Below are 16,464 nucleotides of genomic sequence, written 5' to 3' on the forward strand. Positions count from 1 at the left end.
GCCGGTCCGGCTTGGACGCGCGGTGGAACCATCGGGACGGGCAGGCGCGGGTGGGCCGTGGAACGGGCCGTGCCGGAGGGGCGGTCAGACCGGGCGGCGGCCGGCGAAGCCGCACTCCACCCGGTGGTACCAGCGCACCTCGGCGTCCCCCTCCAGCCAGCACCAGAGCACCGCCCGGCCGCCCCGTTCGCCGGGGAAGTCCAGCAGCACCGGGGCGATCCCCTTGACCTGGATATCGTGCTGGTGGATCTCCTCGAGGACGGCGTGCAGCCGGGCTTCGAGGGCCTTCACCTCGGCCAACCCACCGAGCGCGCTGACCCCGTGCTCGGCCAGGTCGACCCGCAGCTCGGCGAGGTCGGCGCGGAGCCGGATCAGCTCGTCGATGCGCGGCCGCAGCGTGGCCACCAGGTGTCGCGCCTGGGCGAGAGTGAACACCGCGCCAGTATGCGGCACGAACCCACCGGGGGCACCGTCAGCGACGGTTGGGGCGATCTCACGCCGTGGCTCGTCACTGCCGCCTCAGTCGGCCTGGGCGGCCAGTTCCCGGGCGCGGTCGCGGGCCGCCTCCAGCGCCGCCAGCATGGCCGCGCGTACGCCGTGGTTCTCCAGCTCGCGGATGGCGGAGATGGTGGTGCCGGCCGGCGAGGTGACCGCCTCGCGGAGCTTGACCGGGTGCTCGCCGGAGTCGCGGAGCATCACCGCCGAGCCGATGGCGGTCTGCACGATCAGCTCGTGCGCCACCTGCCGGGGCAGGCCGAGCAGGATGCCGGCGTCGATCATGGCCTCGACCAGCAGGTAGAAGTAAGCGGGACCCGAGCCGGAGAGGGCGGTCACCGCGTCCTGCTGCGACTCGGGCACCCGGATGGTCGCGCCGAGCGGCTTGAACATCTCCTCGGCGAGGGCCAGGTGCGCGCCGGTGGCGTGCGCGCCGGCGGAGATGGCGCTCATCGCCTCGTCCACCAGCGCCGGCGTGTTGGTCATCACCCGGATCACCGGGGTGCCCTCCGGCAGGCGGCGGCTGAAGAAGGTGGTGGGCAGGCCGGCGCAGAGCGAGATGACCAGCTTGTCGGCCGGCACCTTCGGGCCGATCTCGTCGAGCAGCGCCGCCGCGTCCTGCGGCTTGACTGAGACGGCGAGCACCTCCGCCTCGTCCACCGCGACGAGGTTGTCCACCACCCGTACGCCGTACCGGGCGGTCAGCTCCTCGGCGCGGCTGGGTCGCCGGGCGGTGGCGAGCAGCCGCTCGACCGGCCAGCCGGAGCGGAGCAGGCCGGAGAGCATCAGCTCGCCGATCTTGCCGGCGCCGATCACGGCGACGGTGTGCACCTCGGGTGCCATGGGCCGTACCTCTCTCGGTCGAGGCGGGGCGCGGCGGACCCCGGCCGGGGTCCGCCGCGCCGCCAGCGTCGATCAGCTGCCGAAGAAGACCTCGGCCTCGGCGTACCGCTCCAGCGGCACGGTCTTCAGCTCCCGGGTGGCCTCGGCCAGCGGGACGCGGATGATGTCCGTGCTCTGCATCGCGACCATCTTGCCCCAGTCGCCCTCGTGCGCCGCGTCGATCGCGTGCAGGCCGAGCCGGGTGGCGAGCACCCGGTCGAAGGCGGTCGGGGTGCCGCCGCGCTGGATGTGGCCGAGCACCACGGTGCGGGCCTCCTTGCCGGTCTTCGCCTCCAGCTGCTCGGCGAGCCACTGGCCGATGCCGCCGAGCCGGACGTGGCCGAACGAGTCCAGCTCCTGGTTGTGCAGCACCATCTGGCCCTCGAGCGGGTGCGCGCCCTCGGCAACCACGACGATCGGGGCGTACTGGTGCTGGAAGCGCTTCTCGACGTACCCGGCGACCTGGTCGACGTCGAAGTGCCGCTCGGGCAGCAGGATCACGTTGGCGCCGCCGGCGAGGCCGGCGTGCAGGGCGATCCAGCCGGCGTGCCGGCCCATCACCTCGACGACCAGGGTGCGGTGGTGGCTCTCCGCGGTGGTGTGCAGCCGGTCGATCGCCTCCATGGCGATGTTGACCGCGGTGTCGAAGCCGAAGGTGTAGTCGGTGGCACCGAGGTCGTTGTCGATGGTCTTCGGCACGCCGACCACCTTGACGTCCAGCTCGTGCAGCTTGGTGGCGACGCCGAGGGTGTCCTCGCCGCCGATGGCGATCAGCGCGTCCACGCCCTGGGCGGCGAGGTTCTCCTTGATCCGCTCGACGCCGTTTTCGATCTTGAACGGGTTGGTCCGGGACGAGCCGAGGATGGTGCCGCCGCGGGGCAGGATGCCGCGGACCTCCGCGATGCCCAGCGGCCTGGACAGTCCCTCCAGCGGGCCCTTCCAGCCGTCCCGGAAGCCCACGAACTCGTGACCGTAGGTGGCGACGCCCTTGCGGACCACCGCCCGAATCACCGCGTTGAGACCAGGGCAGTCGCCGCCGCCGGTGAGCACGCCGATACGCATGATCTGCTCATCCTCCTGGAGCATCAGGTGAAGCCCGGATAAGCCCCAGGATAGGTGTCAGATCAGACCATCGGCGCCGTTGCCGGCCCGGGGCGGGCCGTCAGTGCGCACTGTAGTCGGCGCGGGGGTACGGCGACACCGCGCCCCGGCCCCCTTCCGCCCGCCGGATCGGCTACCCGTCAGTAGCTGACCTCGCGCTTCTCCCCCGCCCGGCGCGGCCGTCCGGGCTGCCGGTCACCGCTCGGTCATCGCCCGCCAGCGCGCCAGGTTGTGCCGGGCGTCGACCAGGGCGTCGTGCCGGTCCGCGTCGGCGTCCGGCAGCTTCGGCCGGCCCCGGTCGTCCCAGAGCTGGCGCAACTCCTTGGTGAACCGCGGGATCTCCCGCGGCAGCGCCGGCATCGCGCCCCACAGCTGGGCCAGGACCACGTGGTCGTACGCCGCGTACCACGCCCAGAGCTCCAGCTGCTCGCCCGGGCGGTCCCGGACCGGCGCCATCAGGAACTCGTAGAGGTCGTCCCGGATCCGCTCCCGGGACCGCCACGCGCGGTCGGCGGGCGAGGGAAGCTTGTCCAGCACGTTGCGGCGCACCCAGGGCACCGCCCGGGAGTCGTCGAACTCGGTGGAGACCGCGTAGAACTCGCGGCCGTACTCGTCGACGACGCCGATCGACACCAGGTCGACGATGCGGCCGTCCTCGATGAACTCGCAGTCGTAGAAGTAGCGGTAGACCATCCCCGCCATCCTCGCCCACCGCTCCCGCCCGCCCGTCGCCGGGGCGTCCGTCGAGGTGGGCACGGTTCGGACAGACGGTTCGGGAGAGTCACGGAACTGTCTCCAGGGGTGTACAGCACGCGACCGGAGCGTCATGATCTGATGTGTACCGCTACCGGACGCCGAACCGGTTCAGATGCCTCGTACCGGGATGTCAGGGCCACCCCGGTGAGCGAGTTGTGGTCCTTGACCGGGGAGGGGTTGGGCCGTGGAGGTTCGCCTGCCGGAGCCGGGTGACGCGCTCACGGGCGTGGAGATGTTCGCCGGGCTCGAGCCGGAGGTGCGGCAGCGGGTCATCGCCGCTGCGGTGCCGCGCACCTACCGCAAGGGTCAGTTGCTCTTCGTGGAGAACGACCCGGGCGAGTCGCTGATCGTGCTGCGCCGGGGGGCGGTGGCGGTGTTCCGCACCGCACCGACGGGCGAGCGCGCGGTGCTGTCGGTGATCCGTCCGCCGGACGTGCTGGGCGAGGTCTCCCTGCTGGACGCGTCCACCCGGTCCGCGTCGGCCGAGGCGATCGAGGACAGCGCCGCGCTGGCGCTGTCCCGGCCGGCCTTCATGGAGCTGGTGCACTCGAACCCGCGCATCCTCGACGCGGTGATGCGCTCGCTCGGTGGGCTGATCCGCCGGCTCACCGAGCAGAACGCCGACCACGTCTTCCTCGACCTGCCCGGCCGGGTGGCCAAGACGCTGGTCCGGCTCGCCGGCGAGAGCCAGGCGCCGATGATCACCATCGAGCTCAACCAGAGCCAGCTCGCCGAGATGGCCGGCGGCTCCCGGCAGAGCGTCAACCAGGCGATCGGCTCGTTCGCCAGCCGGGGCTGGCTGCGTACCGAGGGGCGCCGGATCGTGGTGACGGACGTGGCGGCGCTGCGCCGCCGCGCCGGGATGAACGACCGCTGACGGATACCAGCAGGGCCGGGGCGTTCTCGCCCCGGCCCTGCTGTCGTGTCGCCCGGCTCAGACGCCGGCGCTGCCCGGCCCGGCCCACTCGTTGGGCCGGCCCGGCCCGGCCCAGTCGCTGGTGTCATCGCCGCCGGAGCCCTCGATGACGATGCCCTCGGCCTGGAGGGTGGCGAGGGTGGCGGCGTCCACGTCGACGGAGTCCCCCGCCGCGTGGGCGACCCCGTCGGCGTCGGTCCAGTCGCTCTCCAGCTTCACGTACACCATGGTGTGGCCCCCTTGATCGCGGTCGTCGTCCGAGGCATGAATCTAGTCCGCGAACCGCGCCGACGGCTGTCCGGACGAGTGTCCACAAGCCAACAGCCCGGTACCTGACACCGCTACCGGCGGCGATACTCGCGATGGACGCCGCGGGGGGCGGCGCCCGGCCGGGACCGGCCGGAGGATCCACCAGTGGAGGGCGTCATCTCCGCCCAGTGTGACCGTTGTGGACGTACCGCCGCCGAGGGCGACCGCTTCTGCGGTGGCTGCGGCGCGGAGCTGGGGGCGGTCTGCCCGCACTGCCTGCGCCCGCTCGCCGGCGACGTGGCCTTCTGCACCTCGTGCGGGGCAGCCCGGTCCGGCGCCAAGCCGCCGGTCGCCGTGCCGCAGGAGGACCGCCGCCGGGTCAGCGTCCTGTTCGTCGACCTGATCGACTTCACCCCGTACGTCGAGCGCGCCGACCCGGAACAGGTCCGCGGCATGCAGACCGGCTTCTTCTCGGCCGCGAAACGGGTGGTCGGGCAGTACGGCGGGGTGGTCGAGAAGTACATCGGGGATGCCGTGATGGCGATCTTCGGCGCCCCGGTGGCCACCGAGACCGACGCGCTGCGCTGCGTCCGGGCCGGGCTGGAGCTGCAGCGGGTGCTCACCCGGTTCGCCCCGTCCGGCCGCGACGAGCTGCGCTTCCGGGTCGGCGTGGCGACCGGCGAGGCGCTGGTGGACGTGGCCGCCGCCCGCGACGGCGGGCAGGCGATCGTGGCTGGCGACGTGGTCAACACGGCGTCCCGGATGCAGTCGGTGGCGCCGCCCGGCGGGGTGCTGGTCTGCGGCGCGACCCACGCCCTCACCAAGGACACCATCAGCTACGAGGAGCAGCCGCCGGTCACCCTGCGCGGCCGGTCCACCCCCACCGAGGTCTGGCTCGCCCTCGCCCCGGTACGCCGGCAGCCCACCGACCAGGAGCCGGACACCTCGCCGCTGATCGACCGGGAGCACGAGCTGGGTCTGCTGGTCAACGCCCTGCACCGGTCGCTGCGGGACCGGCTCCCGCAGGTGGTGACCGTCTTCGGCCGGGCCGGCATCGGCAAGAGCCGACTGGTCCGCGAGCTCTACCGGCACGCCGGTCGGCTGGTCGACGAGCCGCTGACCTGGCGGACCGGGCGGTGCCCGCCGTTCGGGGAGAACGTCACCTTCGCCGCGCTGGCCGACGTGGTGAAGACCGAGGCCGGCATCCTCGACACCGACCCGGCGCCGACCGCGGCGCAGCGGCTCACGTCCGCGGTGACCGAGCTGGTTAGGCCGGCCGAGCGGGACCGGATCGTCGACGCGCTGCGCCCACTGGTCGGGCTGACCGGCACCACGCTGCCGGCCGAGGAGGCCGAGTCGGCGTGGCGGCGGTTCCTGCTGGCCCTGGCCGCCCGCCGCCCCACCGTGCTGGTCTTCGAGGACCTGCACTGGGCCGACGACGCCATGCTGCGCTTCGTCGAACTGCTCGGCGCCGCCGCCCGCGACGTGCCGCTGCTGCTGCTCTGCACCGCCCGGCCGGAGCTGGTCGACCGGGACCCGAGCTGGGCGGGGACGATCACCGGCTCGGTCACCATCACCCTGCCCCCGCTGCGGGACACCGGCATCGCCTCGCTCTACGCGCACATGTTCGGCCAGGCCGCGTTCGCCGCCGAGATGCTCACCCCGCTGGTGGAGGTCGCCGGCGGCAACCCGCTCTACGCCCACGAGTACGTCCGGATGCTCATCGAGCAGGGCGCGCTGCGCCAGTCCGGGCGCGGCTGGTCGCTGGACAAGCACCTCGACCTGCCCATGCCGGAGGGCGTCCACGCGGTCATCGCCAACCGGATCGACCTGCTCGACGCCAAGGACCGGGCGGTGCTGCTGGCCGCCTCGGTGGTGGGCGTGCAGTTCTGGCCCGGCGCGGTGGCCGCCGCGCTGGGCCAGCCGGTCGAGTCTGTGGAGCGCGCGCTGCGCCGGCTGGAGCAGCGCGACTTCGTGCACGAGCAGGGGGCGTCGACGATGGCCGGGCAGCCGGAGTTCCGGTTCCGGCACGTCCTGGTCCGGGACGTCTGCTACCAGCGGCTGCCGCGTACCGAGCGGGTGGCCCGGCACGAGCGCACGGCGGACTGGCTGGACACGCTGTCGCAGAGCCGGGACACCGACCTGGCCGAGGTGCTCGCCCACCACCGTTGGGCGGCCCACGAGATCGCCCGCACGCTCGGCATGGACACCCACCGCTACGCCGGCCCGGCGCGCGCCGCGCTGCACCGGGCCGCCCGCCGGGCGTACGCCCTGCACGGGCTGGACGCGGCGGCGGCGCACGCCGGCCGGGCGCTGGGCCTGGCCGACGACAGCGACCCGATCGGCCGGCTGCGGCTGGAGCTGCTGAGCACCGAGATCTCGTTCTACCGGGACGGCAACGCGTTCCTCTCCGGTGGCGGGCCGGAGCAGCTGCACGCGCTCGCCGACCGGCTGTTCGCGCACGGCGACCACCCCTGCGCCGCCCGGGCCTGGACCCTGCTCGGCCAGGCCGCCTGGCTGCGCGCCGACCGGACCGCCGCGGTGGCCTGCCTCAACCGCGCCGTGTCCCTGTTCGAGCCGCTGCCGGACAGCGGCCAGAAGGCGGACGCGTACGCGGAGCTGGGCCGGCTGCACATGCTCAACTACGAGCGGGACCCGGCGGTGGCCGCCGCCGAGACCGCGGCGGAGATCGGCGCGCGGCTGGGGCTGTCGGAGACCCGGACCAACGCGCGGATCACCGCGGCCACCGCCCGGTACCAGTCGGGTGACCGGTCGGGCCTGGACGAGCTACACGTGCTCGTCGAGTACGGCCGGGCGCAGCAGCTGCTGGCGCTGCACCGGGCGGTGCAGAACCTGGCGTACGCGGTCCGCGAGGAGGGCGACTGGCTGCGCTCGGACGCGCTGCTGTCCGCCGCGCCGGCGCGTACGGCCAGCGGGCAGACGCTGACCACCAGCTACTCCGGGGAGGCGATGCGGGCGTACTTCGACGGGGACTTCGGCCGGCTGCTCGCCGCCGCGGACGCCTTCGTGGACACCCCCACCGGCGGCTGGGACATGCAGGTCCGCGGCCTGCGCTCGTGCCTGCTGGTGCTGCGCGGCCGGCCGGTGCCGCCGGCGCCCCGACCGGCACCGGGCCAGCGGAACGGCGGTCCGGAGGAGCCCCTGCCCCGGCACCCGGACGACGTGGCCGCCGCGTTGGACAGCGCCCGCCGGAGCGGCTTCCATCGGCCGCGCTGGACCATGCTCGGCATGGCCGCGCTCTGCCGCGCCCTGCAGGGGCGGGCCGACGAGGCGGCGGAACTGGTCGACGAGCTGGCCGACTCGTGGTCGGCGGTGCCCGCGCTGGCCAGCGGCGAGTGGATCGCCGCGGCGGCGTACGCGGCCACCCTGGCCGGCCGGGACGCGGCGGTGCGCGTGCGGGCGATGCTGGACCGGCTCGGACACCGGACGCCCTGGTCGGAGGCGGCGCTGCGGACGGTGACTGCGGCCCTCGCCGCGGCCGACGGCGACCACCGGCGCGCCGGCGAGCTGCACCTGGCGGGCGCGGAGATCTACGCCCGGATCCCCGACGTGACGGACCGGATGCTGGCCCTCGCCCTGGCCGTCGCCGAGCTGGACCGGTCGGGGGATCGGGCGGCGGTCACCGCGCCGCTGGCCGAGGTGAGCGCCTTCGCCCAGCGCAACGAGGCGCCGGGCCTGCTGGCGCTGGCCCGCCGCCCGGTGCCCGACGCCGGCCCCGCCGTCGCCTGCTGATCCCAGGGGCCGGCTGGGGCGTCAGGCGGGGACCGGCTGGGTCTTGGCCTTCTGGGCGTACATGTCGACGTACTCGCGGCCGGAGAGTTCCATCACCTCGTACATGATCTCGTCGGTGACCGCCCGCTCGACGAACCGGTCGCCGGACAGGCCGGCGTAGCGGGAGAAGTCCAGCGGGGCGCCGAAGCGGATCCGCACCCGCTTGATCGTGGGGATGAGCTGGCCGGGCGGCTGGATCTCGTCGGCGTTGAGCATCGCCATCGGGACCACCGGGGCACCGCTCTCCAGGGCGAGCCGGGCCACGCCGGTCTTGCCGCGGTAGAGCCGGCCGTCCGGCGAGCGGGTCCCCTCGGGGTAGATGCCGGCGATCCCGCCCGCCCGCAGCACCTTCAGCTGGGTGTCCAGGGCGGCCCGGGCGGCCTGGCCGCCGGACCGGTCGACCGGGATGGTGCCGGAGCCGACGAAGAACATCTTGGTCAGCCAGCCCTTGATCCCCTTACCGGTGAAGTACTCCGCTTTGGCGATGAATGTGACTTTTCGCTTGACGATGAGCGGCGTGAAGATCGAGTCCGAGAAGGAGAGGTGGTTGCTGGCCAGGATGACCGGACCGGTCTCCGGGACGTGCTCGAGCCCCTCCACCTGCGGGCGGAAGATCAGCCTCAGCAGCGGGCCGAGGATGATGTACTTCAAGAGCCAGTACAGCACCGGGGTCCTTCCAGGTGGGGGCGGCGACGCCCGACGACGGCTCCAGCTCGGCTGGCGGCCACGATTCGGCCGCCGCGCCGCCAGGCGGCGCACCGGAGGCGGATGACGGCCGGCCCGACGCCGCGCGGCGACCTGGAGCCGTCGAGGCCGGGGAGCCCGGAACGGGCCGCCGGGACGCGCCCGGACCGCGCCCGGGGCGCCGTCGGCGAGCGGGACTGTCCGGGAAGAGCCTACGAACCGGGAGCGGCACGCCACAACGCACTCCCGGAACAGGGTCCGGACGTGTCACGATTCAGGGCACGGCGTACGGGGCGCCGGGTCGGGACGCACCGACAGGCGGCGAGGAGGGGTGTCCGGTGTCAGCGGGTGGGCCCCGCCGGGGACGGCGGGACAACGGGCTCGACGCGGCCGAGTACGCGGTCGCGGGCGACGTCGATCCGCGCATCGGCGAACATCTGCTCGACGTGCTCGCCGCGGGCGGGATCGCCGCATACCTGCAGCCCTCCGCCGACCTGAACCCGATCACCCGCACCACGACGGTCCCGTCCCGCCCGGTCGACCGGCTCTACGTCGACCGCTCGCACCTGACCACCGCCCGGGACTACCTCACCCAACTCGCTGACGAGGGGGACCGCGAGTCGGCCCGGGACGACGAGCCGGACATCGAGGCGGAGTGGGCCAAGATCGTCGCCGGCTTCCACTCCGCCCCCACCTCGGGCAGCCACCCGTGGCCCGCCGCCGAGGACGTGGACGACGACTCCGTCGACCCGCCCGAGCCGACCGGGGGCGCCGGCGGTCGGGCGGAGGAGACCGGCGGCCCGACTGCCACCGATGTCCGGCGCCTGCCGTACGCGGCGGACGTCTCCGGGATCTCGGTAAGCCGGGGCCGGTCCGACGAGCCGTCGCTGCTGGACGGCCTGGACACCTTCGGCGCCGACCTGCCCGACGACGAGGACGAGCACTACACCCCGCCACCGCCGCCCCCGCTGCCACGCTTCTCGAAGTACGCCGTGGTCGGCGTGCTCTGCATCGTGGCCGGCTTCGTGTTCTTCCTCTCCCCCACGGTGCTGCCGGTCAGCGACCCGTCCGTGGTGACGCTGCTCGGCTTCACCGGCATCCTGGCCGGCTTCGTGATGCTGATCTGGCGGCTGCGCCCCGGCGACTCCGACGAGCAGGACCCGGACGACGGCGCGGTCGTCTGATCCGCTCCGCCGCGGCCGCCGCCCGGATACCGGGCGCCCATCGCCCCGGCGCCAGTCGTGTAACAGGGGTGTAACTTACGGTCAGTAGGAATACCCGTACGTCACTTCCCGCACCGGCTGTCCGGTTTGCTCCTCGCTCCGGTGGCCGGGCCCCTGCTGAGCGGATTGCCCGAGATGCGACAGAGCCCCCTCGTGGTGGTGGCCAACCGCCTCCCCGTCGACGACAGTGTGGCGCCGGACGGCGCCTGCGAGTGGCGCCGCAGCCCCGGCGGCCTGGTGAGCGCCCTGCACCCCCTGCTCCGGCACACCCCGGCGACCTGGCTCGGCTGGGCCGGCGGCACCGGCCCGGCACCGCACCTGCCCGAGGTGGACGGCGTCCGGATGCACACCGTCCCGCTGACCGCCGACGACCTCCGCGACCACTACGAGGGCTTCGCCAACGCGACCCTCTGGCCGCTCTATCACGACGCCGTCGAGCAGCCCGAGTACCACCGCCGCTGGTGGGAGGCGTACCAGCGGGTCAACCAGCGGTTCGCCGAGGCCGCGGCCGAGGTGGCCGAGCCGGGCGGCCTGGTCTGGGTGCAGGACTACCACCTCCAGCTCGTCCCGGGGCTGCTCCGGCGGCTCCGCCCCGACCTGCGGATCGGCTTCTTCCTGCACGTGCCGTTCCCGCCGCCGGAGCTGTTCATGCAGCTCCCCCGCCGGGCCGAACTGCTGCGCGGCATGCTCGGCGCCGACCTGATCGGCTTCCAGCGGGCGCACGCCGCGCACAACTTCGCCCAACTGGTGGCCAAGGTGCTCGAACTGCCCGCCACCGACCGGCGGGTCGACGTCGGCGACCGGACGGTCCAGGTCGGCGCCTTCCCCGTCTCCATCGACACCGCCGAGATGGCCGCGCTCGCCGCCCGTCCCGAGGTCGCCGACCGGGCCCACCGGCTGCGCAAGGACCTCGGCGACCCCGAGCACGTCATCCTCAGCGTGGACCGGATGGACTACACCAAGGGCATCGAGCAGCGGCTCAAGGCGTACCGGGAGCTGCTGGCCAGCGGGGACGTCAAGGTCCGGGACACGGTGCTGGTCCAGGTCGCGGTGCCCAGCCGGGAACGCGTCGCCCAGTACCAGATCCTCCGGGACCGGGTGGAGCACCAGGTCGGCCGGATCAACGGCGAGTTCGGCCGGGTCGGCGAGCCGGCGATCCACTACCTCAGCCAGCCCTTCGACCGGACCGAACTGGTCGCCCTCTACCGGATCGCCGACGTGATGGCGGTGACCCCGCTGCGGGACGGGATGAACCTGGTCGCCAAGGAGTACGTCGCCGCCCGGGTGGACGACACCGGCGCGCTGCTGCTCAGCGAGTTCGCCGGCGCCGCCGCCGAGCTGGACCAGGCGTACCTGGTCAACCCGCACGACCTGGACGGGCTGAAGCAGGCCCTGCTCACCGCGCTCCGGGCCGGCCCGGAGGACATCTCGGCCCGGATGCGGGCGATGCGGGCACACCTGCGCCGCAACGACATCCACGCCTGGGCGCGGTCGTACCTGAGCGCCCTGGACGACAGCGGCTCACTGCTGCGCCGGCTCGCCGCGGCCGACTGACCGGCGCCCGCGCTCACCCGGTGGCGGGCGCCGGGTCCTTCTCCAGCCAGTCGAGGATCGCGTCGATCGGCTCCCGCCAGCGGGCGTCGAGCATCAGGTCGTGGCCCAAGCCGGGGAAGAGCAGCGGGGCCGAGGCGTACCGACGCGCGGCCCGGGTCAGCGCCGCCGAAGGCACCACCCGGTCGTCCGGGCTGCCCAGCACCAGCACCGGCGGGCGGCCCACCGCCGGCTCCGGCTGGCCGCCGGTGAGCAACTGCCACTGCGCCCGCCGGCCGGCCCGGCCCAGCCGCGCGACGTAGCGGCGGGCCTCGCCGTCCGGCAACTCCCGGCTGAACAGCTGCCGGCGGCTCAGCCGCAGGCGGCCGCCGAAGACCGCCGGCAGGGTGCCCACCGGGTTACGCCGCAACGCGGTGCCGAACGTCCCCCAGCTGCCCAGCACCGGCGCCACCAGCACCGCCGCCCGGGCCGGGTAGCGGGCCAGGGCGTGCGCCACCACCCGGGCGCCGGCCCCGTGCCCCACCAGCACCGCCTGCCGCGGCAGGCCCGCCGCCGCCTGGACCACGTCATGGGTGTACGACCGCAGCGTCGCCGCCGGCGCCGGCTCGCTGCCGCCGTGCCCGCGCAAACTCAGCGCGTACGCCGGGAAGCCGCGGGACGCGGCGTGCGACAGCCAGTGCTCGGCGAACGCCCACGCCCCGTGCCCGAACCCGGGTACGAAGAGCAGGGGCGGCTTCCCCTCCTCCAGCTCCGGCACCACGGCCAGCACCTCACGGCGGGCCGGGCGCTCCGGGCGGGCCCACTCCCACGACCGGACGATCCGCACCCGCTCCACGCTCACGCCACCGCCTCGCTTCGCTCCCCGGCGGCGCGAGGCGCCACGCTGCTGAACTGAATGGTTCGCTCGCTCCGCTCGCTCACTTGCCCTCCAGCTCGTCCAGGGCGCGCTGGAGCGCCCGCAGGTAGTCGGCGTGCCCGACCTCGAACCAGTGCCGGCTGCTGTCCTTGACCTTCCCCGAGTACCGCTCACCGAGGCCGGCGGCGACCCTCCGGCCGAACGCGGCGGCCCGGTCCGGCCGGGCGGTACGCGCGGCGAGCAGCCGGGCGAAGAGCACGCTCTGCCAGTGCGCGATGGGGAACACGCCGGAATCCGGCTGCACCAGGCCGACCACGGCCAGCGTGGGGTGGCCGGCGGCGAAGGCGTTGAGCCAGAGCCGCGGCCGGCCCGACCCGTCGGCGTCGCCGAGCACCGCGCCGTCGAGGAACTCGAAGCGCGGCAGGTAGCCGGTGGCGAAGATGACCAACTCCGGGTCGATCTCCCGCTCGTCGCTCAGCGCCACCGTGCGGTCGTGGAACCGGGTCACGTCCGGCACCGGGGTGATCGCGCCGTGGCCGACGTGGTAGACGAGCTGGCTGTTGGCGATCGGGTGGGTCTCGTAGACCCGGTGGTCCGGTCTGGGCAGGCCGAACCGGGTCAGGTCACCGACGGTCAGCCGCAGCGTCCGGTGGTAGAGCCACTGGCGTACCCGCAGCGGCACCCGCAGCGCGAGCAGAGTGTCGTTGACCTGGTCGGCGGGGCGGCCGAAGACGTACTTCGGGGCGTACCAGTAGCCGCGGCGGGTGGAGTGCCAGCAGCGGGACGCCTGCTGGGCCGCCTCGACCGCGATGTCGCAGCCGGTGTTGCCGCCGCCCACCACCAGCACCCGCTTGCCGCGCAGCTGCGCCGGGTCCTTGTAGGACGAGGCGTGCATGACCTCGCCCCGGAACTGCTCCAGGCCCTCGTAGCGGGGCAGCTTCGGCGACCAGTTGTGCCCGTTGGCGAGCACCACGCCCGCGTACCGGGAGGTGCGCTCCGGGCCGTACCCGCCGGTGCTGCGGGTGGTGACGTCCCACCGGTCCCCCTCGACCGGCTCCACCCGGACCACCTCGGTGCCGAACCAGACGTGCTGGCGCAGGTCGAAGTGGTCGGCGTAGCGCTCGAAGTAGGACAGCAGCTGGGTGTGGTGGGGGTAGTCCGGCCAGTCGTCCGGCATCGGGAAGTCGGGGAACTGGGTGAACGGCCGGGACGAGATGAGGTGGGTGCTGGCGTACACCGGGCTGCGGTCGTGCCGCCAGTTCCACGCCCCGCCGATACCGGTCTCCCGCTCGTAGCAGTCGACGCCGAAGCCGTGCTCGCGGAGGTTCTTCACGGCGGTGAGGCCGCTGGCCCCGGCGCCGATGACGCAGACGGTGTCGCCCCGGTCGGAGACCGGGCGGCCGTCCCGGGTCAGGGCGACCGTCGGGTCCGGATCGGAACGGCCGAGGTCGGTGGAGGAGGGCACCGGGACAATCTCCTTTGTGCGGCACGAGGGCCGGGTCGGTGCGAAATCCTGCCGAGAATGCCCGCGGTTGTCCAGCCTGCCGGATCATCTCGGCGGGTCGCCGGCTCAGCCGGCGGGCAGGAGCAGGTCGACCAGCACCGGGAAGTGGTCGCTGGCCCGGCGGGTCCGCGGGGTGTCCACCACGTCGTAGTCCACCACGGTGATCCGCGGGTCCACGAAGAGGGCGTCGATCCGCCGGTGCGGGTTGGCACAGGGGAAGGTGTGCCGGTCCGCCCGGTCCGCGGCCACCGCGGTGTCGGTCAGCCCCTCCGCCACCGTCCGCCACGCCGGCCCGTCCGGCTCCTCGTTGAGGTCGGCGCCGGCCACCACCGGCAGCGTCGTGGCGGCCAGCTCCCGCTTGAACGCGGCCGCCTGCGCCGGCCGCTCGGCCGGGTCCGTCGAGAGGTGGGAGCCGGCCAGCAGGAACCGGCTCCCAGCCACCAGACACTCGGCGTACGCGGCGCCGCGCAGATGCCGCCCGGGGGTCAGCGGGTAGCGCTGGCAGCGGGCGGCCACGGCCCGCACCCGCAGGCTGGTCAGCAGCAGGTTGCCCAGCGACGGCAGGCCGCCGGCGGCCACGACCAGGCCGAACGAGTCGGCCAGCGAGGCGCACTTCTGCCGCCACCGGAACCGCCGCGGCCCCTCCTGCACGATCACCACGTCCGGCGCGGCCTCCCGGACCACCTCGGCCAGCGCGGCGGTGTCGTCCCGCTGGCTGTGCACGTTGTACGACACCACCCGCAGCGGTACGCCCGGGGCGGGCACCTCAGAGCCGCCGGGCGAGGTCGGCGGCGCCGATGACGCCGGCGGTGTTGCCCAGCTCGGCCGGGCGGATCTCGGCCACCGGCAGCCGGCTGCGCTGGGCGAGGGCCTGGGTGTACGACCGGCGGGTGGGGCCCATCAGCAGGTCGCCAGCCTCCACCACGCCGCCCCCGACGACCAACACCTGCGGGTCGAGGATCTGCGCCATGTCGGCGAGGCTGGTGCCCAGCCAGCGGCCGACCTGGGCGAACGCCTCGGCCGACACCGGGTCGCCACCCTGCGCGGCAGCGGTCACCATCGGTCCGGTGATCCCCTCGGCCTCGCCGCCGGCCAGCTCCAGCAGGGCGGTGGCCCGGTGCGGTTCCTGGCGGGCGGCGGCGCGGGCGAAGCGGACCAGGGCGCTGCCGCTGGCGTACTGCTCGATGCAGCCCAGCCGGCCGCAGCCGCACTGGTGGCCGTCCGGCACGGTGAGCATGTGCCCCAGCTCGGCCGCGATGCCGTTGGCGCCGCGGAGCAGCTCGCCGCCGAGCACGATGCCGCCGCCGACGCCGGTGCCGATGGTGAACATGACCATCGAGTCGTCGGCGGCCCGGGCCGCGCCGTAGCGGAACTCCGCCCAGGCGGCCACGTTCCCGTCGTTCTCCACGACCACCGGCACCCCGATGGCGTTGCTGACGTACTCGCGCAGCGGCTCGTCCCGCCAGGCCAGGTTGGGGGCGAAGAGCACGGTGGACCGGGAGGCGTCGATCCAGCCGGCAGCGCCGATGCCGACCGCCTCGACCGGGTAGCCGGTGGCCAGCTCGGTGACCACCTCGATGATGGTGTCCCGGGTCTTGGCCACGTCCTCGGCGGGGGTGTCCCGTCGGGCCTGCACGAGCACCTTGCCGGTGTCGTCCACGACACCGCCGGCCACCTTCGTGCCACCGACGTCGACTCCGATGGTCAGCGTCACCGCTGCCACTCCCCTCTGCTGTGCTCCCTGACCTCGTCCGGCACGGCCGGGCAAGGTCGGGATGTCCGGTGGTCAGGCCCCGTCGCCTGGTGCCTCCTCGGCCACCTCCCCGGACGCCCGGGCGACGGGCACCACGGGACGGCCGGCCGGCGGCCGGCTCGACACCGGCACGTCCGGCCCGGCGGCGTCGGCGGGCGGCACGCTGGCACCCGGGTCGGCCACGCCCTCCCCCCGGGTCGCGGCGGACCAGACGTCCTGCTCGGGTGCCGGCTGAGAATCATGCCCGGTACGGGTGGCCTCGCGCCAGACGTGATCTCCGGCCGGGGTACCGGAGGCCGGCTCGTCGGCCCCCGCCGGCTCGGCGGGGGCGAACGCGCGCAGCAGGCTGGCCACGCCGGCCGCCAGGTCCCCGGCGCCGGTGGCGAGGCGCTCGGCGAACTCCGGACTGGGGTCACGCAACGCCGCGATACCCCGACAGATCGGGCAGACGCAGCATTCGGCCGACCCGGTGGCGAAACCCACCGAGGCCGTCGGTTCGTCGGAGCCGGCGCCGCCCGGGGTGTGACCGAGGACACCGGACAGGATCCCGCCGAGCGGGCCCCAGGGGCCGGCCCCCGGCGTGGCGGCGGCCAGCCGGGCGGAGGCCAGCAGCATGGCGACGAGGCGTTCCGCCTCCTCCCGGGCCGAACCCGGATCAGTGGTGGCCATGGGTCGGCTCCTCTACCGTGACGACCGGACGCC

The 16,464-nt window shown here is 74.3% G+C and carries 15 protein-coding genes; 4 read left to right on the forward strand and 11 right to left on the reverse strand.

Annotated features, from left to right (window positions below; translation table 11 throughout):
* Nucleotides 1–84 precede the first annotated feature (84 nt).
* The 4 genes from ACFYM6_RS04380 to ACFYM6_RS04395 form a co-directional block, all read right to left on the reverse strand.
* Nucleotides 85–435: a DUF2203 domain-containing protein gene (locus ACFYM6_RS04380; protein WP_387272154.1), complete on the reverse strand. Its 351-nt coding sequence runs from the start codon at nt 433–435 to the stop codon at nt 85–87.
* Nucleotides 436–519: 84 nt separating this feature from the next.
* A complete protein-coding gene (proC, locus tag ACFYM6_RS04385) occupies nt 520–1,338 on the reverse strand; it encodes a pyrroline-5-carboxylate reductase (protein ID WP_387272156.1) in 819 nt (272 codons plus the stop codon).
* A gap of 72 nt (nt 1,339–1,410) precedes the next feature.
* Nucleotides 1,411–2,439 carry a 6-phosphofructokinase gene (locus ACFYM6_RS04390; RefSeq protein WP_387272790.1) on the reverse strand — a complete coding sequence of 343 codons (1,029 nt, stop codon included), beginning with the start codon at nt 2,437–2,439 and terminating at the stop codon, nt 1,411–1,413.
* A 234-nt stretch (nt 2,440–2,673) separates the two neighbouring features.
* Complete coding sequence (locus ACFYM6_RS04395; protein ID WP_073838865.1) at nt 2,674–3,171, reverse strand: polyadenylate-specific 3'-exoribonuclease AS; 498 nt, start codon at nt 3,169–3,171, stop codon at nt 2,674–2,676.
* Between the two features lie 247 nt (nt 3,172–3,418).
* Here ACFYM6_RS04395 and ACFYM6_RS04400 point away from each other — a divergent pair, with 247 nt between their 5' ends.
* Nucleotides 3,419–4,111, forward strand: coding sequence for a Crp/Fnr family transcriptional regulator (locus ACFYM6_RS04400; RefSeq protein WP_109803542.1), 693 nt, complete (start codon nt 3,419–3,421; stop codon nt 4,109–4,111).
* Nucleotides 4,112–4,168: 57 nt separating this feature from the next.
* Here ACFYM6_RS04400 and ACFYM6_RS04405 read toward each other — a convergent pair whose 3' ends face one another.
* The gene (locus ACFYM6_RS04405) at nt 4,169–4,378 is read right to left on the reverse strand and encodes a hypothetical protein (RefSeq protein ID WP_387272158.1); all 210 of its coding nucleotides are present in this window, start codon (nt 4,376–4,378) and stop codon (nt 4,169–4,171) included.
* Nucleotides 4,379–4,564: 186 nt separating this feature from the next.
* On the opposite strand from ACFYM6_RS04405, the gene ACFYM6_RS04410 reads away from it, so the two are divergent.
* Entirely contained in the window at nt 4,565–8,152 is a 3,588-nt protein-coding gene (locus ACFYM6_RS04410; RefSeq protein WP_387272160.1) for an ATP-binding protein, read from the forward strand.
* A 21-nt stretch (nt 8,153–8,173) separates the two neighbouring features.
* Here the strand turns inward: ACFYM6_RS04410 and ACFYM6_RS04415 are convergent, their stop codons facing one another.
* On the reverse strand, nt 8,174–8,857 hold the full coding sequence (locus ACFYM6_RS04415) for a lysophospholipid acyltransferase family protein (protein WP_387272162.1): 684 nt from the start codon (nt 8,855–8,857) through the stop codon (nt 8,174–8,176).
* Nucleotides 8,858–9,213: 356 nt separating this feature from the next.
* Between ACFYM6_RS04415 and ACFYM6_RS04420 the strand changes: the two genes are divergently transcribed.
* Complete coding sequence (locus ACFYM6_RS04420; RefSeq protein WP_387272163.1) at nt 9,214–10,059, forward strand: DUF308 domain-containing protein; 846 nt, start codon at nt 9,214–9,216, stop codon at nt 10,057–10,059.
* Between the two features lie 174 nt (nt 10,060–10,233).
* A complete protein-coding gene (locus tag ACFYM6_RS04425) occupies nt 10,234–11,652 on the forward strand; it encodes a trehalose-6-phosphate synthase (protein ID WP_387272165.1) in 1,419 nt (472 codons plus the stop codon).
* A gap of 13 nt (nt 11,653–11,665) precedes the next feature.
* Here the strand turns inward: ACFYM6_RS04425 and ACFYM6_RS04430 are convergent, their stop codons facing one another.
* From ACFYM6_RS04430 to ACFYM6_RS04450, 5 genes are all read right to left on the reverse strand, one after another.
* The gene (locus ACFYM6_RS04430) at nt 11,666–12,490 is read right to left on the reverse strand and encodes an alpha/beta hydrolase (protein ID WP_387272167.1); all 825 of its coding nucleotides are present in this window, start codon (nt 12,488–12,490) and stop codon (nt 11,666–11,668) included.
* Between the two features lie 76 nt (nt 12,491–12,566).
* The gene (locus ACFYM6_RS04435) at nt 12,567–13,970 is read right to left on the reverse strand and encodes a flavin-containing monooxygenase (RefSeq protein ID WP_387272169.1); all 1,404 of its coding nucleotides are present in this window, start codon (nt 13,968–13,970) and stop codon (nt 12,567–12,569) included.
* A gap of 105 nt (nt 13,971–14,075) precedes the next feature.
* Nucleotides 14,076–14,774: an endonuclease/exonuclease/phosphatase family protein gene (locus ACFYM6_RS04440; protein ID WP_387272171.1), complete on the reverse strand. Its 699-nt coding sequence runs from the start codon at nt 14,772–14,774 to the stop codon at nt 14,076–14,078.
* 1 nt (nt 14,775) lies between these two features.
* The gene (locus tag ACFYM6_RS04445) at nt 14,776–15,732 is read right to left on the reverse strand and encodes an ROK family glucokinase (protein ID WP_387272173.1); all 957 of its coding nucleotides are present in this window, start codon (nt 15,730–15,732) and stop codon (nt 14,776–14,778) included.
* A 63-nt stretch (nt 15,733–15,795) separates the two neighbouring features.
* A complete protein-coding gene (locus tag ACFYM6_RS04450) occupies nt 15,796–16,431 on the reverse strand; it encodes a hypothetical protein (RefSeq protein ID WP_387272175.1) in 636 nt (211 codons plus the stop codon).
* Nucleotides 16,432–16,464: the final 33 nt, after the last annotated feature.

The organism is Micromonospora sp. NPDC006431 (genome assembly GCF_042870725.1).
Lineage (GTDB): Bacteria > Actinomycetota > Actinomycetes > Mycobacteriales > Micromonosporaceae > Micromonospora.